Origin of the sequence: Bacillus sp. DX4.1 (assembly GCF_030348195.1) — a bacterium.
In the GTDB taxonomy this organism is placed as follows: Bacteria; Bacillota; Bacilli; order Bacillales; family Bacillaceae_G; genus Bacillus_A.
The window spans coordinates 4,452,605-4,476,060 of sequence record NZ_JAUCFT010000008.1 but is presented as its reverse complement, the minus strand read 5'-3'; the positions used below and the strand labels follow the sequence as shown (position 1 = coordinate 4,476,060).

Here is a 23,456-nt window from a genome sequence, read left to right as displayed (position 1 = left end):
AAGCGCCTCTACGTCAGAAGCTCCATCCCCCTCACATTCTGAACGAGCTGCTTACGCTTTTTAAACAAAAAGGGGTGAAACAACATGATTTTATTGGAGAACGTAAAGAAAATATATAAATCAAAAAGTGGTGATGTAACTGCTGTAGATGACGCCAATTTAAAAATAGAAAAAGGTGAAATTTTTGGTGTTATCGGATATAGCGGTGCCGGAAAAAGTTCTTTAATTCGTTTGTTTAATCAATTAGAGAAACCAACTTCGGGTCAAATTACAATAGCTGACCGTGTTATTTCTGCTATTACAGGGAATGAGCTTCGAAAGGCCAGACAAGAAATCGGAATGATTTTTCAACACTTTAACTTACTTTGGTCACGGACTGTGCGCGAAAATATTGCTTTTCCACTTGAAATTGCAGGAGTGGAAAAAGAAAAGCGTAGAAAGCGTGTTGATGAGTTAATTGGTCTTGTCGGATTAGAAGGCAGGGGAGATGCTTATCCATCTCAATTAAGTGGTGGTCAAAAGCAGCGCGTGGGTATTGCCAGAGCATTAGCGAATGATCCAAAAGTACTGCTATGTGATGAAGCAACATCTGCACTTGATCCAGAAACAACAGATCAAATTCTAGACTTATTATTAGATATTAATAAACGCCTTGGCTTAACAATCGTATTGATTACACATGAAATGCACGTCATTCGAAAAATTTGTCATCGCGTTGCGGTAATGGAAAAAGGAAAAATTGTTGAAAGCGGTAGTGTACTTGATGTATTCCGTGATCCAAAGCAAGAAATTACAAAGCGATTTGTAAAGCAATTAACAGATTCGGAAGACACAAATGAAACAATTGAAAGTTTATTGGCCAAATATCCAGATGGAAAAGTCATTCGTTTACAGTTTATCGGTGATTCAGTAGAACAACCTGTATTACAGCGATTAATGAGACGTGAGGATATAGAAGTTAGCGTATTACAAGGGAATATTGCACAAACGACAAATGGATCGTATGGGAATTTAATCGTTCATTTGAATGGGGATGATGCAGCAGTTCAACAAGCAATCAAAGGAATTAGACAACAACAAGTAGAGTTGGAGGTGATTGCACATGGATAAGTTCTTTCAAAATATTGATTGGGATGCAATGATTCAAGCAATTGGAGAAACTGTATACATGACGGCAATTGCCGCAATAGCAACATTTATATTTGGCCTCATTCTTGGGTTGTTGCTCTTTATGACATCCAAAGGTAATTTATGGGAAAATAAAACAGTTAATTCTGTAATTGGAACGTTTGTAAATATCTTTCGTTCTATCCCGTTTATCATTTTAATTATTTTACTTATTCCATTCACAAAGCTTATTCTTGGAACAATTCTTGGGGCGAGTGCAGCACTACCAGCCTTAATTATTGGGGCAGCACCGTTCTATGCAAGAATGGTTGAAATTGCCCTTCGCGAAATTGACAAAGGAGTTATCGAAGCTTCAAAAGCGATGGGAGCAAAAACGAGCACAATTATTTGGAAAGTATTTATACCAGAATCATTGCCAGCGCTTGTTTCCGGTATTACCGTTACGACGATTGCTCTCGTTGGTTATACAGCAATGGCAGGCGTTGTTGGTGCCGGAGGACTTGGTACACTTGCTTACTTAGAAGGATTCCAGCGCGGGAATAATGACGTGACAATCGTTGCGACAATTTGTGTTCTACTAGTTGTTTTTCTTATTCAGTGGATTGGTGATTTTGTTACAAATCGAATTGATAAACGATAAAAAATACATCTACTTAAAAAAGGGAAAGGGTGTTTATAACATGAAAAAATTATTACTTACAGCACTTATTACAACGTCAATTTTTGGGTTAGCTGCTTGTGGAGGAAAAAGTGAAGATAAGCTGGTTGTCGGGGCTTCAAACGTGCCGCACGCTGTCATTTTAGAAAAGGCAAAACCGTTACTTGAGAAAAAAGGTGTAAAATTAGAAATTAAAAAATTCCAAGATTACGTATTACCGAATAAATCATTAGCGGATAAAGAGATAGATGCAAACTATTTCCAACACATTCCGTACTTAGAGAAAGAAATGAAAGATAAAGGTTATAAGTTTGAAATAGCGAGTAAAGTTCATTTAGAACCAATCGGTGTGTATTCTCAAAAATATAAAAGTTTAAAAGACCTTCCAGATGGAGCAACAATTATTATGAGTAACTCTATTACTGATCATGGACGTGGTTTAGCGATCTTACAAAAAGAAGGTATTTTGAAAATTAAAGATGGTGTAGAACCTGTAAAAGCAACTGTAAAAGATATTGCAGAAAATCCGAAAAATCTGAAATTCAAAACAGATATTGAGCCTGGTTTATTACCACAAGTGTATAACAACAAAGAAGGCGATGCTGTTTTAATTAACTCTAACTACGCAATTGATGCAAAATTAAATCCAGAAAAAGATGCGATCGCAATTGAAGGCAACGATTCTCCATATACAAACGTATTAGTAGTTCGTAAAGGTGATAAAGATAAGAAGGAAATTAAAGCACTTGTAGAAGTGTTGCATTCTAAAGAAATCGAAGACTTTATTAACAAAGAATATAAAGGAGCAGTTATTCCTGTAAAAGAATAATATGTAAGGAGAGGGCTGGCAAATGCTAGCCCTTTTTTCTTTATATAAATAAGAAGAAAGGTGTATCATAATAGAATGTGAGAGAGAATACTATATATATTTGTGGAAAAATGGTTACTTTTTCTTAGGGTTTGCGATATCATTTTATTTGATATAAAATTAGAATGAGAATAAAATGAGAATGTGAACGTTTTAGGAATTTTTAAAATGTATATAGAGGATTATTGGAGGTATTGAGATGGCTGGTTCTACATTAACGGTTAAAGACTTACATGTATCAATCGACGGTAAAGAAATTTTAAAGGGTGTAAACCTTGAAGTGAAGGGTGGAGAAATCCACGCAATCATGGGACCTAACGGAACAGGTAAATCAACTTTATCTTCTGCAATTATGGGTCACCCAAAATATGAAGTAACACAAGGTAGCATCATCATTGACGGTGAAGATGTATTAGAAATGGAAGTAGATGAGCGTGCACAAGCTGGTCTATTCCTAGCAATGCAATATCCAAGCGAAATTAGCGGAGTAACAAACGCTGACTTCTTACGTTCTGCAATTAATGCACGCCGCGAAGAAGGCGAAGAAATTTCTCTTATGAAATTTATCCGTACATTAGATAAAAACATGGAATTCCTAGAAATGGATCCAGAAATGGCACAACGTTACTTGAATGAAGGTTTCTCGGGCGGTGAGAAAAAACGTAACGAAATTCTTCAATTAATGATGATTGAGCCAAAAATTGCAATTTTAGATGAAATTGACTCAGGTCTTGATATTGATGCATTAAAAGTTGTATCTAAAGGTATCAACCAAATGCGCGGTGAAGATTTCGGTTGCTTAATGATCACGCATTACCAACGTTTATTAAACTACATCACGCCAGACCATGTTCACGTTATGATGAACGGCCGTGTTGTTAAATCTGGTGGTCCTGAGCTTGCACAACGTCTAGAAGCTGAAGGTTACGACTGGATTAAAAAAGAATTAGGTATTGAAGACGAAACAGAAGAGCAAGAAGCGTAAGAGAGGAGCATAAACATGACAATCGGTACATTACCTTTCGATCAAGAAACAATCCGTCAGCGCGCAAGCGAAGTAAACGAAGCTGCTTGGTTGACTGAGTTCCGCTTACAAGCTCTTGCACAAGCAACTGAACTTCCAATGCCAAAGCCTGATAAAACAAAAATTGATAAATGGGATTTTGTTGGAAAAGGCCACACTGCTAAGCAAGAGCCTGTAAGTTCTTTAGAGGAACTTCCAGAAGCAGTGCAAAAGTTAATTGATACAAATAATAGCGTACTTGTAGGACGTACTGGTACAAATGCATTCGTTTCTTTAGCAGATGAAGCAAAAGAAAAAGGCGTTATTTTTACAGATATCGTAACAGCTGCAACTGAGCATGCTGAACTCTTACAAAAGTATTTAATGAAAGATGGCGTGAAAGTGGATGAGCATCGTTTAACAGCACTTCATGCTGCGTTAATCAACGGCGGTGCATTCGTATATGTTCCGAAAAACGTTGTTCTTGAAACGCCACTTCAAGCTGTATTTTTAGTAGACGGTGAAGAAGCAAATGTTTATAACCACGTATTATTTGTTGCAGATGTAAACAGTTCTGCAACATATGTAGAAAACTACGTGGCGAATGAAACTGTTACAGGTATTGCAAATATCGTGGCAGAAGTAATCGTAGAACAAGGTGCACAAGTGAAATTCGGTGCGGTTGATCTATTAGCGAAAGACGTAACAACTTACGTGAATCGCCGCGGTATTGTTGGACGCGACGGCCGTCTAGAATGGGCATTAGGCCTTATGAATGACGGAAATACAATTTCAGAGAACGTAACGAACTTAATGGGCGACGGATCATTTGCTGATACAAAAACAGTAACAATTGGCCGTGGTAACCAAACACAAAACTTTACAACAAAAGTTGTTCACTTCGGTAAAAGCTCTGAAGGCTTTATTTTAAAACACGGTGTACAAAAAGATAGCGCAACATCTATCTTTAACGGAATTGGTAAGATTGAACACGGTGCATCTAAATCAAATGCACAACAATCTTCTCGCGTTCTTATGTTAAATGAAAAAGCACGTGGGGATGCAAACCCAATTCTTTTAATCGACGAAGACGATGTAATGGCAGGTCACGCAGCTTCTGTAGGCCGCGTAGATCCATTGCAACTATACTACTTGATGAGCCGTGGTATTCCGAAGCAAGAGGCAGAACGTTTAGTCATCCATGGATTTTTAGCACCTGTAGTAAATGAGCTTCCAATTGAAGGAGTAAAAGCACAGCTTGTTGAGGTAATTGAAAGGAAAGTTCGCTAATGAATATTCATGAAATACGCAAACAGTTTCCAATTCTTGATCAAAAGGTGAACGGCAAACAACTTGTATATTTCGATAGTGCGGCAACTTCTCAAAAACCAATTCAAGTCATTGAAACGTTAGAACGTTACTATAAAGAATATAACTCTAACGTACATCGCGGTGTTCATACGCTCGGTACGAAAGCAACCGATGCGTATGAAGGCGCACGCGAGAAAGTTCGCAAGTTTATTAATGCGAAATCTATGGAAGAGATTATTTTCACGCGCGGAACAACAACTGCATTAAATACAGTAGCAGCAAGCTATGGTATGGAAAATGTAAAAGAAGGCGATGAAATCGTCATCTCTTACATGGAGCATCATAGTAACATTATCCCGTGGCAACAAGTTGCGAAGAAAACAGGCGCAACATTAAAATATCTTCCGCTTCAAACAGACGGAACGATTTCATTGGAAGACGCTCGTCAAACGATTACGCCAAATACAAAAATCGTTTCCATCATGTATGTTTCTAACGTACTTGGAACGATTAATCCTGTAAAGGAAATTGCAGAAATCGCACATCAGAACGGTGCAATCATGATCGTTGATGGTGCACAAAGTACACCGCATATGAAAGTGGATGTACAAGATTTAAACTGTGATTTCTACGCATTATCCGCTCATAAAATGTGCGGGCCTACAGGTGTCGGCGTATTATATGGTAAGAAAGAATTGCTTGAAAATATGGAGCCAGTTGAATTCGGCGGTGAAATGATCGATTTCGTAGGCTTGCAAGATTCTACATGGAAAGAGCTTCCATGGAAGTTTGAAGCAGGTACGCCGATTATCGGTAATGCAATCGGTCTTGGAGCTGCAATTGATTTCCTAGAAGAAATCGGTCTTGATAATATTGAAAAGCATGAGCATGAATTAGCGCAGTACGCATTAGAAAGACTATCAGAAGTAGATGGCGTTACAATTTATGGTCCAAAGCATCGTGCTGGTCTTGTTACATTCAATATTGACGAAGTACATCCGCACGATGTTGCGACAGTATTAGACGTAGAAGGTATCGCGGTTCGTGCCGGACATCACTGTGCACAGCCATTAATGAAGTGGTTGAAAGCTTCTTCTACAGCGCGTGCAAGCTTCTACTTATATAATACAAAAGAAGAAATCGATACATTTGTTGAAGCGCTAATGAAAACGAAGGAGTATTTCACAAATGTCATTTAATAATTTAGATACGTTATATCGTCAAGTTATTATGGATCATTATAAAAATCCACGTAACAATGGCGTGTTAGAAGATAGTGTTACGGTTAACTTGAACAATCCAACTTGTGGTGATCGTATTCAACTTACGATGAAAGTAGAAGAGGGTATTGTACAAGAGGCGAAGTTTGAAGGAGAAGGATGTTCCATCTCCATGTCTTCAGCTTCGATGATGACGCAAGCAGTAAAAGGAAAGAAAATTGAAGAAGCATTAAAGCTATCTAAAATTTTCTCTGATATGATGCTAGGAAAAGAGTATGATGACAGCGTAGATTTAGGAGATATTGAAGCATTACAAGGCGTATGCAAGTTCCCAGCACGTATCAAATGTGCAACATTAGCTTGGAAAGCGTTAGAAAAAGGTTTAAACGAAGAGAAGTAATGTTAAAGTAGATGGGTTCCTAAACACGAGGTTATCTAAGGAGGGACATACCAACATGGCGAAGCAAATGCCAGATATCGGCGATTATAAATATGGTTTCAAGGACAAAGACGTTTCGATTTTTCGTTCAAAACGCGGTTTAACAAAAGAAATCGTAGAAGAGATTTCACGTATGAAAGAAGAACCACAGTGGATGTTAGACTTCCGTTTAAAATCACTGGATTACTTCTATGAAATGCCAATGCCACAATGGGGCGGCGACTTAAACGACTTAGATTTCGATGAAATTACGTACTACGTAAAACCATCTGAGAAATCTGAAAAGTCTTGGGATGAAGTACCTGATGAAATTAAAGCAACATTTGATAAATTAGGTATTCCAGAAGCTGAGCAAAAATATTTAGCGGGTGTATCTGCACAGTACGAATCTGAAGTTGTATACCACAACATGAAGGAAGACCTAGAAGCTTTAGGAATCGTCTTCAAAGATACAGATAGCGCGTTAAAAGAGAACGAAGATATTTTCCGTGAGCATTTTGGAAAAACAATCCCACCAACGGATAATAAATTTGCAGCGTTAAACTCTGCAGTTTGGTCTGGTGGATCATTCATCTACGTTCCAAAAGGTGTAAAAGTTGATACACCACTTCAGGCGTATTTCCGTATTAACTCTGAAAATATGGGACAATTCGAGCGTACGCTTATTATCGTAGACGAAGGCGCACACGTACATTACGTAGAAGGTTGTACAGCACCTGTTTACACAACAAACTCACTGCATAGTGCGGTAGTAGAAATCATCATTAAGAAAGATGCATATTGCCGTTATACAACAATCCAAAACTGGGCGAACAACGTATTTAACCTAGTTACAAAGCGTGCGGTTTGTGATGCGAACGCAACGATGGAATGGATTGACGGTAACATCGGATCTAAATTAACGATGAAATATCCAGCTGTTATCTTAAAAGGCGAAGGCGCTCGTGGTTTAACATTATCTATCGCGATTGCTGGTAAAGGCCAACACCAAGATGCTGGTGCGAAAATGATTCATTTAGCACCAAACACATCTTCAACAATCGTTTCTAAATCGATTGCAAAACATGGTGGTAAAGTAACATACCGTGGTATCGTACAATTCGGACCAAAAGCGACAAACTCTCGCTCTAATATCGAATGTGACACGTTAATTATGGATAACCAATCTACATCTGATACAATTCCTTACAACGAGATCAAAAACGATCACGTTTCACTTGAGCACGAAGCAAAAGTATCAAAAGTATCAGAAGAACAATTATTTTACCTAATGAGCCGCGGTATTTCTGAGCAAGAAGCTACAGAAATGATCGTAATGGGCTTCATCGAGCCATTCACTCGCGAACTTCCAATGGAATACGCAGTAGAAATGAACCGTCTGATTAAGTTTGAGATGGAAGGTTCTATCGGTTAAGACCTCAAAAAGCCCGTCACATTAACGTCTGTGACGGGCTTTATTTTAGGGACTTATTAGACAGCCCCATCATTTTTTATTGGATATTTTCTAAAATCATTGGATCTTTAATTTTCTCGTCTTCACTAAACAATAGAATTTTCGACATAATTTCTGCTGTACGTGGATCTTCGTCAGCAAATGGTAGGAAGATCCGTCCTCGATGCTGCGAAGGCACAGCGATGACTGGGATCATTTGTCCACCGATTTGATGAATGACACCACTCCCTAAGTGAATCGAATACTCTCCAAGTTTCCCTTGAATAATGGCATGATGGCCTTTCACCGAAACATTGTCGATTTTTAGAAGTTTCATTAATTCTTCTACGATTGCTGCACGCGTTTCGATTGTCGAATGACTTGCTTCTGGATCGACGCCACCAACATGTGCAACACTCACAACTAGATCCACATCTCGCATAATTTCTGAATACACAATCGGTGGAATATCTTCTAAATGAAGTGTCTTATCTGTTCTACGATGATAGAAATAAACATATTCTAAAGTTGGACTTTCGATATCAGCAGGTGTAAACCAATCACACATCGCATAGAGCGTTGCAACAATATCTGCATCATAATGAATTTTTCGTAAGCCTGCATCGTACGTTACACGCCATTGTCGATTTTTTAATAAAGCCACCGTTTTTTGAGGTTGAATTTGATGCCCCGCATATCTTCTTGATTTTGTTGCTTCCCGTTCATCCGCATTCACTAAATACAACTCGCGGAATACTTGTTTAAATGGTTGTTTCATTTCTTTTTCAAAAAGATCATGTTGGAAAGCACGCCATTGCTTAGCTTCATAAAGATGATAAGGATGCGCTAAAATTGCTGTTTCGTCTGCATCAATTTGCAATAAACCACCTTTTAGTATAAGCAATCCATCTTCTTTAACATACCCTAGATGCTGGTCCACTTTTACAACTAATGTCTTTAATAAAGGTGCAATAACAGGATGTCGAAGCAATTCTTGAAGTTCGCCAAATTGAAAAGCTGTACTTGTTTCCATCGCCTCTTCCAATGATTTTTTGGAGCGTTTTTGTTGCTCACGCATTTCTTTTCGAATTTCTTGAAACTTCACGACCTTCGCATTCTTTTTCAAACGAGTAGGCACAGACTTTAATGTTTTTCCTTCTTTTTGGACAATGAGTTGAGCGACTCCTAATGAATCAACCTCTAACCACATTTCGACATCTTCAATCTGCGTAGGTTTCATGTAAGCTGCACGCTCTTTTAAGCTAAACAACTCCATTTTCCAGATAAAGCGTGTCACATCATCAAACCCTGCGTTTCGTGCTAAATTCGCTAATGCTACTCGAACAGCCAAGCCTTCACTTTCCCGCCGTTGTGCACCAAATTGTTTGCTCTCCTTCAAGAATTTTTGTAAAAATTTGTATCGTTTCCATGCATCTTTTTCAGGAATTCGTTTGCTTAACGGGATTAATCCAACACAGCGCAATTTATCTTTATTTCGCTTGTCTTCAATTTCTTCTAATAAAGGTTTTAGACGTAATTTCCCTAGTACCGCATCTGCAAACAATTGTGCTCGACGATGATTAGAACCTTCTGAAGCATATTTTGCACTTTCATATACTTGATTAAATCGTTTTTTACCGATCTCTTTGTATGCTTCTTTGAACCAATTCAAATCAAAAACACCATCATTAAAATCTTCTTTAGACAAGCTTGAATAATGACTAATGACATTCATTTCGTAAGAGTTTGTATCGTCTGATGCATGCGCTTTGAAATACCATGCAGTGCTCAATAATCCTTTCCATCCTACATATTCACTTACAAGTGGAATCCATTTTGGAGAATACATCATCGCATCCAATAATCGTTCATCTTCGATTTTATACGGTACAAGTGCAGCTTTTAAATCTTCAACCGTCTCCTCTTTTTTAGGCGAGCTTATCTTCATCAATTCGGAAAAAATCTCACGTTTCGTATATTCCGAACTCCATGTATAACCTCGAACATATTTTAAACCGTCCATCAAAACAAGGAGATTCACAAATGTTTTGACACCAACTACTTCGCGGAAATTTCTCGAAATAAAGCTACTCACTTCAGTTTCTGAATCGCCACGTGTCAATTCAATTTCTAATAGACGTGTCATGATTCGTTCATAGATTTCTTCAATGAAAGGATATTTTTTCTGTAACGCTTCACGTTTCGAACGTTCAAAAATGACTTCTAACGCATTCGCTAATTGGTTTTTTTGAAAAATTTTGGCAAATAGTGCATCCTCTGTTAACAAGCCTAAATCAATAGCACGGCAGAATTCTTCAATTTCAAGGTTAATAATTGCTAATTTTTCTTCGTTTTCTTTTTGCATACGTTGAGTAAGTTCCCAATGAACTGCTAATCTTTTTTCAAAATCTGCATCTGTTAATTCTGTAACTTTGAGCTGTCTAAAATAACTTTCAATCAAACGATGCTCATGAAATGGATTAGGATCGCCCCATGATGAAAGGATATTTTTCGTATGCCAGTCCTTCAAATCAACCTTTTGGAAAATCTCGATACAAGCCTGGTAGAAAAAATAAAAAACATTTTCTTCTTTTTCAAATAGGAACTTTCGTTGCATTATAGAAAGTAACTGATTGATTGTCGGCGTATAAGGCAATTCGCTAAATAATTGATTTAACTTATCAGCTTTTTCTAAATCAAAAAGTTGCTCAAATAATGGAAAAGCTTCTGGATGAACCGTTTCTTTCCAAGAGCGCTTACTATAATAACTTTTATACTTATAAAGCTGGATATATTGACAATCCCACCATGTTAATTTCACTTCTTCCATCCAAGTCTTCCACAAATCCGCGAGTGGATAGTGATGCAAATACGGCTCTTTTCTAAATTCTTCTGCATGATCATATAAAGGGGCAATTCGCTGATTCCCTAAAAGCAACTCAATTCTTGTCCCTTCCATGTTTGCCGTTTCATATGCATACATGCGATTCTCATGGATTAAATCTGATAATTTTTTCATTTTTTCCATTAAGACATCCACATCAAAGTCCATAAGAGCCTGTAGATAAATTGGTTCAACTTCTTGTAATCTCGGAATCTTTGATGTGTCATAATCAGGCTTATATAAGCCGAAGCCATTTTTTCTTGTGTATTGATGTGTATCTGCCTTTAATAAATCTTCTATTATCGTAACTTCCTTTGCTGTTGGTTTTGCTAATTTTTCTGTATAGACCGCTATATCTTCTTGCGTACAGCGCTCTTCTTTTAGTATCGTTGATAAGAGGCTTAAACCGCCAAGTCGCACATCCTGTTTGCGATCAGCTAAAAGTGTTGGAATCGTTTCTTTCAAAAACTCATCATCTTGTGCAATCAAAATCTTTAAAGCAAGTTGACGTAAGCTTCCTGTTTTCAGTGCCAAAATTTGTACGATTTGCTGACGTTCTTCTTCATCCAATGTTAGCGTTCTAATCTTTTGTAATGCTTCTTCACGATTAGATAGGCTTCGATCTTTTAATGTATTAAATAAAAATTGTCGCTCTGTAGGAGATTGAATTGTTTTTGGCAAAAAGCTTAATAAATTCGCGCGATTATCAGATGACATCTCATCTGCATGCTGTAAAATTTCCGTCATCCATTCTTGGTTCTGTTGAACATGAGCAATCAACATAGCGAGATTCCATAAAAACTCTTTTGATAATTCCGTATGAATCCATGGGAAAGGCTTTCCTTCTATCGTATGGCTCACATTTTTCAATTGTTCACGAATGGTATGAATACGCTTATATAATTCTTCTGAAAAATGAAGCATGAAATGATAGTCTTCTTGAAGCTTCCCTTCATAAAATACATGATTATATGAAGGATAACGCATACTTGCATTTGTTGGAATTAAGAATGGTAATGCAAAAGCTAACACATCTAAATCCTCTGTTTGAAAAATTAAAGGCTCTACAAGAGGATAAGCAATCTCATGATCTTGCAACGTTTTTAAGAAATACAATGCAGATAATTGCTGATGTTTTTTCTTTCCTAATAACTTTTGTACTTCTTCTAAGACAAGTTCTTTTGATTGCGTTGCTTTTGACCAAAGTGCCGCATAATTTAAAATCAAATCCTCCGATTCGATGCATTCCTCATAGATCATATCGCCTTCAAATAATGCAAGTGCAGTCGTAAATGTTTTTCCAATAATTTTTTTATCTTCCACCTCATAGCCAAGTCCCATCCATGTGCTGATTGCACGTTGTACAGAAGAAAAACGAATCAAATCATGTTCCTGAATCAAGCGCATAAAATAAATTAATGATGATAAGGTTCCGCGATCAACCGTTTCAAGTATAGCCTGACGAAGCCCCTCTTGGCGTTTTGCGGCAAGCAATAATTTTCCAAGCCCTTCAATCATGCGTTCATTATCACTTTGAACGATGGCTTGAATAATCGCATGCCGTAATGTTGCAACTTGATTTTCACCAAATAAAATTTCCTCAACTGCTTCTTCATAAACACGATTCTTTTGACGCAATTCGTATGTAACTTTGGCAAGAAAATAAGCAGTCGTCACAACTTTCACATTTGTTTTTTTATGTGCATACCACGTAATCGCACCCGAATATTGATGTTGAAATTGAGATAAATTCATCAAGACATCTAGAACATCTACCTTATTATTATGTGGTAACGCAACTAAAAGAGCAGCAATCGTATGGGCATGATCGACGACAGGCTTTTCTGACTTATAAGAACGTCGATAATATCCAACTTGATAAGAGATTGTCCTTAATTGTTCTAAAAAACCGTAAAATTCCTTTACCTGCTTCTCATCATCAATAATTGCTCCAACCGCTACCCCTAGTCCCTGCTCCCAAAGTGTTTCAATTTGTGTGGTATTTTCACTTTTTAGTGTCAATGCAAAGTTTGAAATCTTATCGTATTGATAAATTTGATGATTTTTCTCGGCCAATTCCTCGATTCCCATAATGTTTTTTACAATCTCAAGACTTTTGCCCTCTAATTGTTGTAGCAATGTTTCATTCATAATCTTCTCTCCTTACCAAGCTCTCCCTGCAAGCATTGTTAATCGAATAAATGTTAAAACATCCTCGTCCTTTAAATCTAAAGGTGCATCCAAATCGCTTATTTCTTCATCACCTACGAGTACACAATAAAGCCCATCCTCAAAACTTTGAATCGCATTTTGAATCGCTTCATTCAAATCCTGTTGATTTTCATTTTTACGCTCACCAAAACCAACCCTGCCATTTCGTGCTGCTTCTTCTAAATCTTCATACACAAGATAAATCCAAAGCGCTTCTTCCAGCGGCTTTTCATTATAGACCTTTACTTGTTGTGTCACGATTTCGATAATTAATTCACGTAAATTCGTCATTTGCCCGATTTCTAATTCTTGCAATTGTAAAACGGGTCTGCGTTTCCCGATGGACTTTACACGTGTATAAATCTTCAAACAAATCCCCCGTTGTTTTTTATTCTAATATACAAAAAAATACATGTTAGGTCTATTCGTTTTTTAATAATTCTTAAAAAATGAACAATAGTTTTTTATTATGATTCAATTTGATTAGCTAATTTACAAAAACATTGATATATAAACATTTTGTTTTGATTCGATATGATTGGTGAAAATAAACAAATTCGAAATGGAAGGTTCTATTGGTTAATATTTAAAGTGGAAGCGGCTCGTTTAGAGTGTGAGGGGGATGGAGGTTCTGACGTAGAGGCGTTCTTTGCCTCGCAGGAAGAAGCGAAGCCACCGAGCATTCTAGCCGCTGGAACTGGATAATAAAAGAAAAGTGGAAGCGCCCTGTCACACAGGGCGCTTTTTTAGTGTGTGGTAAATATATCGTCGGAAGTGGAACAAAAATACTTACAAACTTCCATTTGCTTGGTTCGTTTTTGTTTATGGCGATCATGCTGAATATGAGGCCGAGGATGATGCAAGCGATGCTAGTAAAAAAGAAAATGATTGGTAAAAAGTTTGAATTTGCCGCAAGAGCATAACTAAGCGAAAATAAAACAACTCCAGCTAATGTAATCCATAGAGAGAGAAAGCTATATTTGTTAGACAAATGAGTCACCTCCGTACATTTATTGTAAAAATTTTCTAATTGAAAGGTATCTTTTTGCTTTTTCATTCAATGAGAGTACAATGGATAAATGAGATGAAAATAGCAAGAAAAGGCGAAAAGTATTTACAGGATTCTTGCTTGTATATAGCGTAAAAAAGCAGTAAGGAATTGAGAGGAGGTTTTTTCTCTGAATATGGATAAAGAAACAATCATTCACCTTTATCATACAAACGATATACATAGTCATTTTGAAAATTGGCCACAAATTTCTCGGTTTGTGTTAGAAGAGAAAAAGCGTCGTCATGCGGCAGGAGAAACAGTGTTTACGTTAGATATTGGCGATCATGTTGATCGTTTTCATAACATAACAGAAGCGACAAATGGAAAAGGAAATACAAAATTATTAAATGAAGCGTTATATGATTATGTAACGATTGGAAATAACGAAGGCATTACGTTAGCAAAAGAGCAGTTAGATCACTTATATGATGAAGCTAATTTTGAAGTGCTAGTGGCTAACTTATTTGAAATGGATGGAACACGTCCAAGTTGGGCAAAACCATATATACTTCAAGAGTTAGAGAATGGAATGACAATTGCTTTTATAGGCTTAACAGTGGCTTATCCTGACTTTTATGCAGTATTAGACTGGCATATTGAAGACCCGATTTTGCATTTAGAGTCAATTTTGGAAGAAGTGAAGGGAAAAGCAGATATTACGGTTGTTCTCTCCCACCTTGGGAAGCATGCAGATGAACATATGGCTGAGAATTATAATATTGATATCATTTTGGGGGCACATACGCACCATTTGTTTGAGCGCGGTGTACTTGTCAATGGAACGCTTCTTTGCTGCGGAGAGAAGTGGGGACATTACGTAGGTCATGTGCAGCTTACAGTGGATCCAGTGATGAAACGAGTAATAAAAAAAGATGGAAGAGCGATTAGCGTAAAGCGTCTGAATGCATATGGAGATGAGTTGCCATCTATTGAAGCATTGCAGAAAGAAAGCCAGCTGCTTATGGCAGAACCAATCGTTGATTTAAAAGAACCGTTGCCTATTGATTGGTTTCAGGAGACACAGTTTGCCCATATGTTAGCAAGCACGCTAAGAAAATGGTGCAGTGCTGAAATTGGAATGGTCAACGCAGGTGTATTATTAGAGGGGTTAGATGAAGGGGTTGTAACACGAGGAGATATCCATCGTATTTGTCCACATCCCATTAACCCGTGCAGCCTTCAAATGAAAGGGAAGACATTGCGAGAGATTATTTTAAAGGCACGTCGCCCCAATATGGAACAACTCGAAGTAAAAGGATTAGGCTTTCGCGGAAAAGTCATGGGGAAAATGATTTATGATGGCGTAGAAGTGATACCGGATACGATTCCAGGAAATAAAATTTTATTAGAAGATGTATTGATTAACGGAGAGTCGTTGGATTTAGAGAGAGTATATACAGTCGGAACAATTGATATGTTCACGTTCGGTTATTTATACCCAGAACTAGCAACCCTCCCTGAAAAGCAATACTATATGCCAGAGTTATTACGTGATGTTTTAACAGAGACATTACTGACATATGCATCATCTATAAAATTATAGAGCATCTTTGTAATACGATATTTATTAATTTTCATAAACTGTCGAAAAGCAGCAAATCGACAGTTTTTTCATTTGTCACACTCATTTTTATCCTTTCATAAAGATAAAAGAAGAGAGGAGTGTGAACGATGGTAAATGTTGAACCGATTATCATTGATAATCATACATTTATAGCAGTTAGCGTCAAGCTGCCAAAGACAAACTTGCTCGCCGTTATGAGCGATAAAGGATATATTATGTGCGGGGCTTTGGATGTTGGGTTATTAAATGAAAAGCTAGGTGACCGCGGGATTCTTGCTGGCCGTGCGGTTGGCGTTAGAACCATTGAACAGCTGTTAGAGGCACCACTTGAATCTGTAACAATCGGAGCAGAGGCATTAGGAATTTCAGCTGGAACAATTGGAAAAGATGCGTTATTAAAAATGATATAAGTATATATCGTCCCTCTTTCTTGCATAGAAATAAAATAAGAAGGAGGGATTTGCTATGCGTGCATTTCGCCCAAAAGCTTCGCGATTTCGAAAAGGACCGCTTCCTTTTCAGTATGTGTTGCTTATTTCGTTTATCATTTTTTTGCTGCTAACTCTGCAAGGATTATGGCTTGTGAATAAAAATATTCAGCCTACATTGATAAAATATGCAGAAATGCAGACGAAGAAAATGGCAACCGTTGTTATGACAAAAGCGGTGAAGGATCGGATTAATGAAGGATTTGATGTCGATTCATTAATGAAGGTTCAAAATGATAAGAATGGAAAAGTATCAACAATTGATTTAAATACAAAGCAAGTGAATGAGATTTTAACATCAACTACAACGTACATAGAGAAATATTTGCATCAAGTGGAGAACGGTGATGTGAAAGCACTCGGTCTTCTAGAAGAAGGAGGGGCATCGATGTCGGTCCCTCTTGGACGAATAACAGACAATGCGTTGCTTGGTAACATAGGGCCGGATATTCCGATTGACTTTACAACAATCGGTCATGTGGGTACAGATATTAAACAGAAGATTGAACAGCATGGTATTAACAATACAGCTATTAAGATTGTGATGGAAGTGGATGTGACGTTACAAGTGATTATCCCATTTCGCACAAAGGAAATCACAGTGAAACAGCATATTCCCATTGCGACGCGAATCGTGCAAGGAGAAGTACCTGCATACTATGGAAGCGGGAGCGTTGTCGTACCGAATAATAAAGACAAAAAAGCGGATGAGTAAGCTATCCGCTTTTTAAATTGCGTTTTTAGGTATACTCATTATGTCTGGTGGAATATAAAAGATAACTGCAGCTATGCAGCTGCGGTTATCTTTTTAAATTTGCGCGTTCTTTTCGTTCCCATAGACTTAAATGCATATATGGATCAAAGGCCCACTCACTGTAGCCATTGTCTTTATATAGTCCGAAATGCAAATGGGGCGGGAATTTACCCGCTGTGCCGGGAGGGCCATAGCCTGTGCTGCCAACAAAGCCAATCACGGTTCCAGGTTCTACAATTTGTCCAAGCTCTATCTGTTTGGAAAAACCACCTAAGTGTGCGTAATAGTGATAGTTATTATATAAATCACGAATGCCAATACGCCAGCCACCGAGACGATTCCAGCCTTTTGTTTCAATAATGCCATAGCAAGTCGATCTAACAGGTACCCCATATCCTGCAAAAATATCGGTTCCTTCATGCATGCGCCTCCCGCCAAAGCTACGTCCAGCCCCAAATGTACTGCGGTAGCTATGATCGCTACGAACGGGAAGAGGAAAAGCGTTTCCTTCTAGGTTAATACGACCGTAATGTTCATACATACGAGCATAACCCATAATTAATTCAACCGTTTTGGCGCGTTGATAATATTCCCAAAGCATAATTTTAATATGATCTTCTTTCGTCCCTTGCTTTCTTAAAATGGAAGCCATTGTATATAAAATATCCCGATCATGATTTGAATTTGCGAATCCATCATGATTACCATCTAAGCCAATTCCTCCAAATAAAGAAATGGTATGGGGTAATGTATCATTGTACGTGGAATTGGCGGGTCCAGCCCATATTTCTGGTTTGAAATAAATAGAAATGATGGCATCGGTTTTTTTCGGAATATCACGACGTACGCTGCGAATATTTTGCTCATACTGATCAATTGCGGCAAAATAATACCAAGGGACGCCGGAAGTTTGTTCGGTTTCTTTATATAGTGTCATGCGCTTCTCATATATGTTTTGTTGATCGGCTTCACCGTACACAACTCCTTGCTGAAGAAGAAAACAAATAGAAAGCAGTAGGAAAAGTTTTCGAAGCATGAAAATGAACTCCTTTCACAACATCACTCTCTTTAGTGTGGGATATACGAGATATTTCATTATAGGGAATCATTGGGAAAACTTCTCCCGCTATTCGAGGGCAGCGATATCCCACATTAAAATTCTGTAAAAAGAAAAGAAGTTAGGTGGGGGATAAACTGTACGTAAAAGCCCGAATGGTTCAACTAATCATCAGCGGGGGACGCTGATGGAAGTCTCGCTTAATTAGAATCTTCATTTGAGCAAATCGCTTTCATACGATAGAATAGATATGTTACATTGAAAGAAGCGAACGCGGTAAACTATTTCATATTGTGCGGAGTTGATAACATGACAAAACAAACAGAATACAAGCGCAAGCCCGAATGGTTGAAAATTAAGTTAAATACAAATGAAAACTATACAGGCTTAAAGAAAATGATGCGCTCTAAAAAGCTTCATACAGTTTGTGAAGAGGCAAAATGTCCCAACATTCACGAATGTTGGGCTGTTAGAAAAACAGCAACGTTTATGATTTTAGGTGCGGTTTGTACACGTGCTTGTCGTTTTTGTGCGGTTAAAACAGGCCTACCAACGGAGCTTGATTTACAAGAGCCAGAACGCGTAGCAGATTCTGTAGAACACATGGGCTTAAAACACGTTGTTATAACAGCAGTTGCACGTGATGATTTAAAAGATGGCGGAGCAGCAATATTTGCCGAAACAGTGCGTGCTGTTCGTCGTAAAAATCCGTTTACGTCTATTGAAGTTTTACCATCTGATATGGGCGGTGTAGAAGAGAACTTAAAAATGCTAATGGATGCACGTCCGGATATTTTAAACCATAACATTGAAACAGTAAGTCGATTATCTGATCGAGTTCGCGCTAGAGCAAAATATCCTCGTTCATTAGAGTTTTTACGTCGTGCAAAAGAAATGCAACCTGATATCCCAACGAAATCAAGTATTATGGTGGGATTAGGTGAAACAAGAGAAGATTTGATTGAAGCAATGGACGACTTACGTGCGAACAATGTGGATATCTTAACACTTGGTCAATATTTACAACCATCTAAAAAACATTTACCAGTTATTAAATACTACACACCAGCTGAATTTGCAGAGTTAAAAGAAATTGCGCTTAGTAAAGGTTTTAGCCACTGTGAAGCTGGTCCGCTTGTTCGTTCTTCTTATCATGCAGATGAGCAAGTACGTTCTGCAAAAGAAAATATAGCACAGGCAAAATAATGAGAAAAGAGAGCTGATGATTCAGCTCTCTTTTTTATATTCTAAAACTGCATTTTTACATGTGGATAAAATCTTTTTTAATTCTTCTGTGGATAATTCAATTGTAAACTCTGGGACACCTGGTGAAATTAAGATTTTGTCGTAAGCGTAAATGGAATGGTCCACAATAATTGTTACATCCTGTGAATAACCGAAAGGTGCAACACATCCAGGAATACAACCTGTTTGTTCTCTTAGTTCATCAGGTGAACAAAGAGACAGACGTTTCCCAGCAATTTCTTTTATATCGTTCATATTGAAACGTATATTTTCTAATGTGAATAGGACATAATAGAATCCGGATTTTGATTTTAAAAATAAGCTTTTACTTGGAGCACCCTGTAAACCGAGACGTTCTCGAACGATCCGGTCCGCTTCGTAATCTAAAACCGGTTCATGTTCAAATTTCTCATAGGAAACATTTGTTTTATGTAATAAGGAGATTACTTCTTCGTACATATTGCAGTTATACCCCTTCCTTATATTTGTTTCATGTTCATCATCATCTTTTCAAATTTTTTTGCAGTTAAAATTTCATGAGTTAAAAATTCTCCATTATAAAAAGCCCCGTACGTTGTAAAAGCACAAGGAGCATTTTGTGCATCTTCTCGCGATGTCAACTGAATACATTCGAAAGCAATGTTATACTGCTTTGTAACGTCTCTTAATTCCTGATTAATGTAATAGTCGGTGAAGGGACATTGATTCGTATAATAGACAACTAATCCGTTCTGATTTGTAATCTTCATTTCTTTTGCACTTGCTTTAAATTGCGGAGTAGGAGCATCTGGATTGAATTTATAAACAAGCAGTTCAAAATAAGGCGGTGCCGTATCGCATACTTGAAACCCTTTTTTCTTAAAATAGTTACTATCTGATAAATACGGACGCTTTTTATTGCTTGAAATGACCACAATTCCGTGTTTTCCCTTTTCTTTTGAGTCTTGTATGCACGCGTCTAGTAACTGAGCGCCATAGCCTTGCCCTTTAAAACGTCCAGACACCCAAAAGCAGTTCACGCATGTGTATCCGGCTGCAGAGATAGGTACCCATGCATATTCGGCTGGAAGGTATTCAATAAAGACCTTTCCTTTTGCATCTAGCTTTTTGAAAACAAGTCCTTCTTCGAGACGATTTTTTAGCCAATCTTTTTTTAGCTCCACACCACGTTGCACTTTCTTGTCCGAAATGGCACAGCAAATATGCTCAGTTCCTATGTTATGAGCGTCTAGTGAAACGAGTTTCAATTGTATCCCCCACAATCTGTGGATTGTCGTTTGTTCATTAACTGTAATTTCATACACATCTGGATTACTTAAGTTTTTCCATGTGTCATAAGTAAGGTTACAGTATGTTCTTGCTTTAAAATATCGTGGATGACCGATGCGACTCGGTCCATACCTCACTTTTTCAAGTTGACCGTAACATACTTCGACAAGCAGAAAACAAAGTCCTTCATAAAGTGAAATTTCCATCAGTGGGGGTCTTACTGCCCGTTAATACGAGATACAGGATACAATAAAAAAGCTAAGTCATATTGACTTAGCTTGTAATCGGTTCTGTTGTAAGCTTTTCTTTCATTTTACGAATCACGATATAGGCACAGATTCCGAATACGACCATTAGACCCTCTGTGACAAACAAGTTAATTTTCCCTGCTTGATAGAGTGCTGCAAAGAAGTCTACAAATGCATGGAAGAGGACAGCGTATAAAACGAAAATATATTTCTTTTGTTTCACACCGTATAATACAAGCATTGTGAAGGCGATTTGTAAAATGAGTGCCATGATTCTTTCTAGACTACCAAACCAATATAAGTAGGCCGGAGTGTTGATTAAAGCATCTTGTACTTTACTGAGCTGTGGGGTTTGCTCAATGAGCTTTGAGAAGGTGCCATTGTTAATAGAAAAGGCAAAGAACAGACTTTGAATACCAGCTAGCGCACCGATTAAAATGGATTCAATGCCGCCATGCCCAAGTCCATAGGCTAGCCCATCTCTATAATCTTGATATTTCTTTAGTAAATAGAAGAAGGCAACAAAGCGTCCAAACTCTTCAAAAATGCCGGCAGCAAGGCCACCATAAGTTGCATAAATGAATGGGTTTTTTAATAGTTCATGTGTCACCGGATTTCCAAGAACAAACATGTGAAGTGTCTTCTCTAAAATTTGTGAAAATCCGATAAAAATAAGAATACCAACACCAATCACTTTAAAGGAAATCTGATATTTTTTTCGGAAATAAACGAGAACGATAATGGGCACAAGAACAGAGAGTACCAATTGAATAATCATACTGCTGATCACAGCATTTGAAACCATATTTTTCACCACTTTCTAACGTGTGTACTCCTATATTATGCATGAAAACCGGGGAAATGTGGAGGGAACTGCTTCTAGTTAAGGGGCAAGGAATAGAAAAAGGGCGGTAAAAACCGCCCGTAATGCAAGTCTTATTTCTTTATCATATCATTTAGCGTCTCTGTTTGATTATTATTCAAATGCGGATTTTTGCTCATTTCCCGTTTTAGCATATCAAGGCTCTGTGTATATTCTTTATCATTTAACGTACCAGATTGTAGCCCTTGAATTTGGGAAATCAACTTTTGGTCTGTTGAAACATATGCTTTATAATAGCGAGGAACGATGGACAAAGCCGTTTTATATACTTGATCTGTTACAAGAGCAGGATCTGTTGTTTTGGCCCGATATACAACGAATACTTCATCATCAGTGACGAGAGTAGCGGCATTTGTTACGTCAGGGAGTTTCACTGTCATATCTGTAATCATTTCGGCTACCTTTTTACGGTTAATGGCACCTACTTGTCGGTTAGATACTTCATTTTTTTGTTTATGAGAGTAGCCAACCCTTGTTAGCCTAGTATTTGTTTGTTCCGTATGATACATGTCATCTTTATTAGAGACAAGAACACGACTGCCTTCTTCTCGTTGCATTTCCGCTTTATTTGCTGATTGACACGCTGCAAATAAGGTAAGAGTGAGGAGAGAGAGAACGAGTTGCTTTTTCATTAAAAATCACCTCCTTCTCTATAGCATTTGCTACTTTTCATTTTTGTACATTTGAAATTGTTGGTTTTTTCCCTTTGTGATACGATAAAAAGAAGAATGCTTAGAAAGGAAGTCAATTATGGAGCAAAAGCAGGAGATTCACACTACAGTTTCCATCAATAATGTTAATTACGAAGTAATCAAAGATTATCGTAATGGTTTTCGTGAAGAAGCATTTAAAGAACGCTATGCAGAAATTTTAAATAAATACGATTATATCGTAGGTGACTGGGGATATGATCAACTCAGGTTGCGTGGTTTTTTTGATGATAGTAGTCAACGTTCAACGTATGATACGAAAATTAGTACATTATCGGAGTATTTATACGAGTACTGTAATTTTGGGTGTGCGCACTTTGTATTGAGAAAAGTAAAGAAATAAAGTGAAACTTTCATCATTGGGGGCTTCATCCCCTACTGATGATGAATTGAACGAATCGAGATTTTACGGGCAGTTATCGTCCACCTAACTTTTACATCTTGAGGTGGGGGGACTGCCCGCTAATGCGGGATAAAAAAGAATTCCTCTTACACAATGTAAGAGGAATTCTTTTTTATTCAAATATTTTTTCGTAGCAGTTATACCAATTATAGGGCACAGGCTTACTTGCAAAGTAGATGGCTCCTCGGCACGTGTAATCATTTGTTTCATATAGGCGTAATGAAACGGGATTGCCTGTAAAAGCATCTAGGCGTATTTCTGTATATTTATTTTTCTTCGCATAGTCCTCCCAAAAGGATAATAGTATTTTGCTATATCCTTGCCCTTGGGCGATAGGATGGATGACAAAAGAATGAACAATGAGAAAACGACCATCTGTTTTCGACCAATCAATGAGTGTATACTCAGGAGATTGCCATTCGTTCAAAACGACGGCACCAACGAGAGAAGTATCCTTAAATAGACAGTAGAGTTCATGATTCTCTAAGTGATATGCAATTGATTCTCGCGTTGGATAAGAGTCATCCCACTGGTAAATCTGTTTCTGTAGCAGGCTTTCTTTACACTTTTGGTACATCATATTTAATTCATCAAGCAGGTAAGGCGTACCTTTTGTTATTTTTAACATAT

At 37.6% G+C, this 23,456-nt stretch carries 23 protein-coding genes; 15 read left to right on the top strand and 8 right to left on the bottom strand.

What is annotated here, in order from left to right; genetic code table 11:
- Nucleotides 1-84 precede the first annotated feature (84 nt).
- The 8 genes from QUF99_RS25875 to sufB all read left to right on the top strand — a co-directional run bounded on the left by QUF99_RS25875 (nucleotide 85) and on the right by sufB (nucleotide 8,041).
- A complete protein-coding gene (locus QUF99_RS25875) occupies nucleotides 85-1,110 on the top strand; it encodes a methionine ABC transporter ATP-binding protein (RefSeq protein WP_289373905.1) in 1,026 nt (341 codons plus the stop codon).
- Nucleotides 1,103-1,768: a methionine ABC transporter permease gene (locus tag QUF99_RS25870; protein WP_289373903.1), complete on the top strand. Its 666-nt coding sequence runs from the start codon at nucleotides 1,103-1,105 to the stop codon at nucleotides 1,766-1,768. Before QUF99_RS25875 ends, QUF99_RS25870 begins: the two co-directional genes overlap by 8 nt.
- 40 nt (nucleotides 1,769-1,808) lie before the next feature.
- Complete coding sequence (metQ, locus tag QUF99_RS25865; protein ID WP_289373902.1) at nucleotides 1,809-2,615, top strand: methionine ABC transporter substrate-binding lipoprotein MetQ; 807 nt, start codon at nucleotides 1,809-1,811, stop codon at nucleotides 2,613-2,615.
- 238 nt (nucleotides 2,616-2,853) lie between these two features.
- The gene (sufC, locus tag QUF99_RS25860; protein ID WP_286122543.1) at nucleotides 2,854-3,639 is read left to right on the top strand and encodes a Fe-S cluster assembly ATPase SufC; all 786 of its coding nucleotides are present in this window, start codon (nucleotides 2,854-2,856) and stop codon (nucleotides 3,637-3,639) included.
- 15 nt (nucleotides 3,640-3,654) lie between these two features.
- Nucleotides 3,655-4,947 (top strand): Fe-S cluster assembly protein SufD, encoded by a 1,293-nt coding sequence (gene sufD / locus QUF99_RS25855; RefSeq protein WP_289373901.1) that lies wholly within the window; start codon nucleotides 3,655-3,657, stop codon nucleotides 4,945-4,947.
- Nucleotides 4,947-6,167, top strand: coding sequence for a cysteine desulfurase SufS (gene sufS / locus QUF99_RS25850; protein ID WP_289373900.1), 1,221 nt, complete (start codon nucleotides 4,947-4,949; stop codon nucleotides 6,165-6,167). Before sufD ends, sufS begins: the two co-directional genes overlap by 1 nt.
- Entirely contained in the window at nucleotides 6,157-6,588 is a 432-nt protein-coding gene (sufU, locus tag QUF99_RS25845; RefSeq protein WP_289373899.1) for a Fe-S cluster assembly sulfur transfer protein SufU, read from the top strand. The genes sufS and sufU overlap by 11 nt, the downstream gene beginning before the upstream one ends.
- Nucleotides 6,589-6,643: 55 nt before the next feature.
- Nucleotides 6,644-8,041 (top strand): Fe-S cluster assembly protein SufB, encoded by a 1,398-nt coding sequence (gene sufB / locus QUF99_RS25840; protein ID WP_286122539.1) that lies wholly within the window; start codon nucleotides 6,644-6,646, stop codon nucleotides 8,039-8,041.
- 76 nt (nucleotides 8,042-8,117) lie between these two features.
- On the opposite strand, the gene QUF99_RS25835 is transcribed toward sufB, so the two are convergent.
- Complete coding sequence (locus tag QUF99_RS25835) at nucleotides 8,118-13,094, bottom strand: DUF4132 domain-containing protein (RefSeq protein ID WP_289373898.1); 4,977 nt, start codon at nucleotides 13,092-13,094, stop codon at nucleotides 8,118-8,120.
- A gap of 12 nt (nucleotides 13,095-13,106) precedes the next feature.
- Nucleotides 13,107-13,523, bottom strand: a complete 417-nt coding sequence (locus QUF99_RS25830) for a hypothetical protein (RefSeq protein WP_289373897.1) — start codon at nucleotides 13,521-13,523, stop codon at nucleotides 13,107-13,109.
- A 165-nt stretch (nucleotides 13,524-13,688) separates the two neighbouring features.
- Here QUF99_RS25830 and QUF99_RS25825 point away from each other — a divergent pair, with 165 nt between their 5' ends.
- The 5 genes from QUF99_RS25825 to yunB all read left to right on the top strand — a co-directional run bounded on the left by QUF99_RS25825 (nucleotide 13,689) and on the right by yunB (nucleotide 16,972).
- A complete protein-coding gene (locus QUF99_RS25825) occupies nucleotides 13,689-13,859 on the top strand; it encodes a hypothetical protein (RefSeq protein WP_289373896.1) in 171 nt (56 codons plus the stop codon).
- Between the two features lie 44 nt (nucleotides 13,860-13,903).
- Nucleotides 13,904-14,077 carry a hypothetical protein gene (locus tag QUF99_RS25820; protein WP_289373895.1) on the top strand — a complete coding sequence of 58 codons (174 nt, stop codon included), beginning with the start codon at nucleotides 13,904-13,906 and terminating at the stop codon, nucleotides 14,075-14,077.
- Between the two features lie 261 nt (nucleotides 14,078-14,338).
- Nucleotides 14,339-15,748 (top strand): bifunctional metallophosphatase/5'-nucleotidase, encoded by a 1,410-nt coding sequence (locus tag QUF99_RS25815; RefSeq protein WP_289373894.1) that lies wholly within the window; start codon nucleotides 14,339-14,341, stop codon nucleotides 15,746-15,748.
- Between the two features lie 128 nt (nucleotides 15,749-15,876).
- Nucleotides 15,877-16,179, top strand: a complete 303-nt coding sequence (locus QUF99_RS25810) for a YunC family protein (protein WP_289373893.1) — start codon at nucleotides 15,877-15,879, stop codon at nucleotides 16,177-16,179.
- A 55-nt stretch (nucleotides 16,180-16,234) separates the two neighbouring features.
- A complete protein-coding gene (gene yunB / locus QUF99_RS25805) occupies nucleotides 16,235-16,972 on the top strand; it encodes a sporulation protein YunB (RefSeq protein ID WP_289373892.1) in 738 nt (245 codons plus the stop codon).
- Nucleotides 16,973-17,057: 85 nt separating this feature from the next.
- Here the strand turns inward: yunB and QUF99_RS25800 are convergent, their stop codons facing one another.
- The gene (locus QUF99_RS25800; RefSeq protein WP_289373890.1) at nucleotides 17,058-18,047 is read right to left on the bottom strand and encodes a M23 family metallopeptidase; all 990 of its coding nucleotides are present in this window, start codon (nucleotides 18,045-18,047) and stop codon (nucleotides 17,058-17,060) included.
- 330 nt (nucleotides 18,048-18,377) lie between these two features.
- Here QUF99_RS25800 and lipA point away from each other — a divergent pair, with 330 nt between their 5' ends.
- Nucleotides 18,378-19,274 carry a lipoyl synthase gene (gene lipA, locus QUF99_RS25795; protein ID WP_289373888.1) on the top strand — a complete coding sequence of 299 codons (897 nt, stop codon included), beginning with the start codon at nucleotides 18,378-18,380 and terminating at the stop codon, nucleotides 19,272-19,274.
- A 21-nt stretch (nucleotides 19,275-19,295) separates the two neighbouring features.
- Here lipA and QUF99_RS25790 read toward each other — a convergent pair whose 3' ends face one another.
- The 4 genes from QUF99_RS25790 to QUF99_RS25770 all read right to left on the bottom strand — a co-directional run bounded on the left by QUF99_RS25790 (nucleotide 19,296) and on the right by QUF99_RS25770 (nucleotide 22,345).
- Nucleotides 19,296-19,772, bottom strand: a complete 477-nt coding sequence (locus QUF99_RS25790) for a YbaK/EbsC family protein (protein WP_289373886.1) — start codon at nucleotides 19,770-19,772, stop codon at nucleotides 19,296-19,298.
- A gap of 20 nt (nucleotides 19,773-19,792) precedes the next feature.
- A complete protein-coding gene (locus QUF99_RS25785; protein WP_289374763.1) occupies nucleotides 19,793-20,503 on the bottom strand; it encodes a GNAT family N-acetyltransferase in 711 nt (236 codons plus the stop codon).
- 352 nt (nucleotides 20,504-20,855) lie between these two features.
- Nucleotides 20,856-21,635 carry a YhfC family intramembrane metalloprotease gene (locus tag QUF99_RS25775; RefSeq protein WP_289373885.1) on the bottom strand — a complete coding sequence of 260 codons (780 nt, stop codon included), beginning with the start codon at nucleotides 21,633-21,635 and terminating at the stop codon, nucleotides 20,856-20,858.
- 131 nt (nucleotides 21,636-21,766) lie between these two features.
- Nucleotides 21,767-22,345 carry a YhcN/YlaJ family sporulation lipoprotein gene (locus QUF99_RS25770; RefSeq protein WP_289373882.1) on the bottom strand — a complete coding sequence of 193 codons (579 nt, stop codon included), beginning with the start codon at nucleotides 22,343-22,345 and terminating at the stop codon, nucleotides 21,767-21,769.
- A 118-nt stretch (nucleotides 22,346-22,463) separates the two neighbouring features.
- On the opposite strand from QUF99_RS25770, the gene QUF99_RS25765 reads away from it, so the two are divergent.
- Nucleotides 22,464-22,766 carry a YutD family protein gene (locus QUF99_RS25765; protein WP_286122526.1) on the top strand — a complete coding sequence of 101 codons (303 nt, stop codon included), beginning with the start codon at nucleotides 22,464-22,466 and terminating at the stop codon, nucleotides 22,764-22,766.
- Between the two features lie 172 nt (nucleotides 22,767-22,938).
- Here the strand turns inward: QUF99_RS25765 and QUF99_RS25760 are convergent, their stop codons facing one another.
- The gene (locus QUF99_RS25760) at nucleotides 22,939-23,454 is read right to left on the bottom strand and encodes a GNAT family N-acetyltransferase (RefSeq protein WP_289373881.1); all 516 of its coding nucleotides are present in this window, start codon (nucleotides 23,452-23,454) and stop codon (nucleotides 22,939-22,941) included.
- Nucleotides 23,455-23,456: the final 2 nt, after the last annotated feature.

Coding starts and splice junctions, on each gene's coding strand:
- QUF99_RS25875 (WP_289373905.1), top strand. CDS start 85: ATGATTTTATTGGAGAACGTAAAGAAAATATATAAATCAAAAAGTGGT.
- QUF99_RS25870 (WP_289373903.1), top strand. CDS start 1,103: ATGGATAAGTTCTTTCAAAATATTGATTGGGATGCAATGATTCAAGCA.
- metQ (WP_289373902.1), top strand. CDS start 1,809: ATGAAAAAATTATTACTTACAGCACTTATTACAACGTCAATTTTTGGG.
- sufC (WP_286122543.1), top strand. CDS start 2,854: ATGGCTGGTTCTACATTAACGGTTAAAGACTTACATGTATCAATCGAC.
- sufD (WP_289373901.1), top strand. CDS start 3,655: ATGACAATCGGTACATTACCTTTCGATCAAGAAACAATCCGTCAGCGC.
- sufS (WP_289373900.1), top strand. CDS start 4,947: ATGAATATTCATGAAATACGCAAACAGTTTCCAATTCTTGATCAAAAG.
- sufU (WP_289373899.1), top strand. CDS start 6,157: ATGTCATTTAATAATTTAGATACGTTATATCGTCAAGTTATTATGGAT.
- sufB (WP_286122539.1), top strand. CDS start 6,644: ATGGCGAAGCAAATGCCAGATATCGGCGATTATAAATATGGTTTCAAG.
- QUF99_RS25835 (WP_289373898.1), bottom strand. CDS start 13,094: ATGAATGAAACATTGCTACAACAATTAGAGGGCAAAAGTCTTGAGATT.
- QUF99_RS25825 (WP_289373896.1), top strand. CDS start 13,689: ATGATTGGTGAAAATAAACAAATTCGAAATGGAAGGTTCTATTGGTTA.
- QUF99_RS25815 (WP_289373894.1), top strand. CDS start 14,339: ATGGATAAAGAAACAATCATTCACCTTTATCATACAAACGATATACAT.
- QUF99_RS25810 (WP_289373893.1), top strand. CDS start 15,877: ATGGTAAATGTTGAACCGATTATCATTGATAATCATACATTTATAGCA.
- yunB (WP_289373892.1), top strand. CDS start 16,235: ATGCGTGCATTTCGCCCAAAAGCTTCGCGATTTCGAAAAGGACCGCTT.
- QUF99_RS25800 (WP_289373890.1), bottom strand. CDS start 18,047: ATGCTTCGAAAACTTTTCCTACTGCTTTCTATTTGTTTTCTTCTTCAG.
- lipA (WP_289373888.1), top strand. CDS start 18,378: ATGACAAAACAAACAGAATACAAGCGCAAGCCCGAATGGTTGAAAATT.
- QUF99_RS25790 (WP_289373886.1), bottom strand. CDS start 19,772: ATGTACGAAGAAGTAATCTCCTTATTACATAAAACAAATGTTTCCTAT.
- QUF99_RS25775 (WP_289373885.1), bottom strand. CDS start 21,635: ATGGTTTCAAATGCTGTGATCAGCAGTATGATTATTCAATTGGTACTC.
- QUF99_RS25770 (WP_289373882.1), bottom strand. CDS start 22,345: ATGAAAAAGCAACTCGTTCTCTCTCTCCTCACTCTTACCTTATTTGCA.
- QUF99_RS25765 (WP_286122526.1), top strand. CDS start 22,464: ATGGAGCAAAAGCAGGAGATTCACACTACAGTTTCCATCAATAATGTT.
- QUF99_RS25760 (WP_289373881.1), bottom strand. CDS start 23,454: ATGTTAAAAATAACAAAAGGTACGCCTTACCTGCTTGATGAATTAAAT.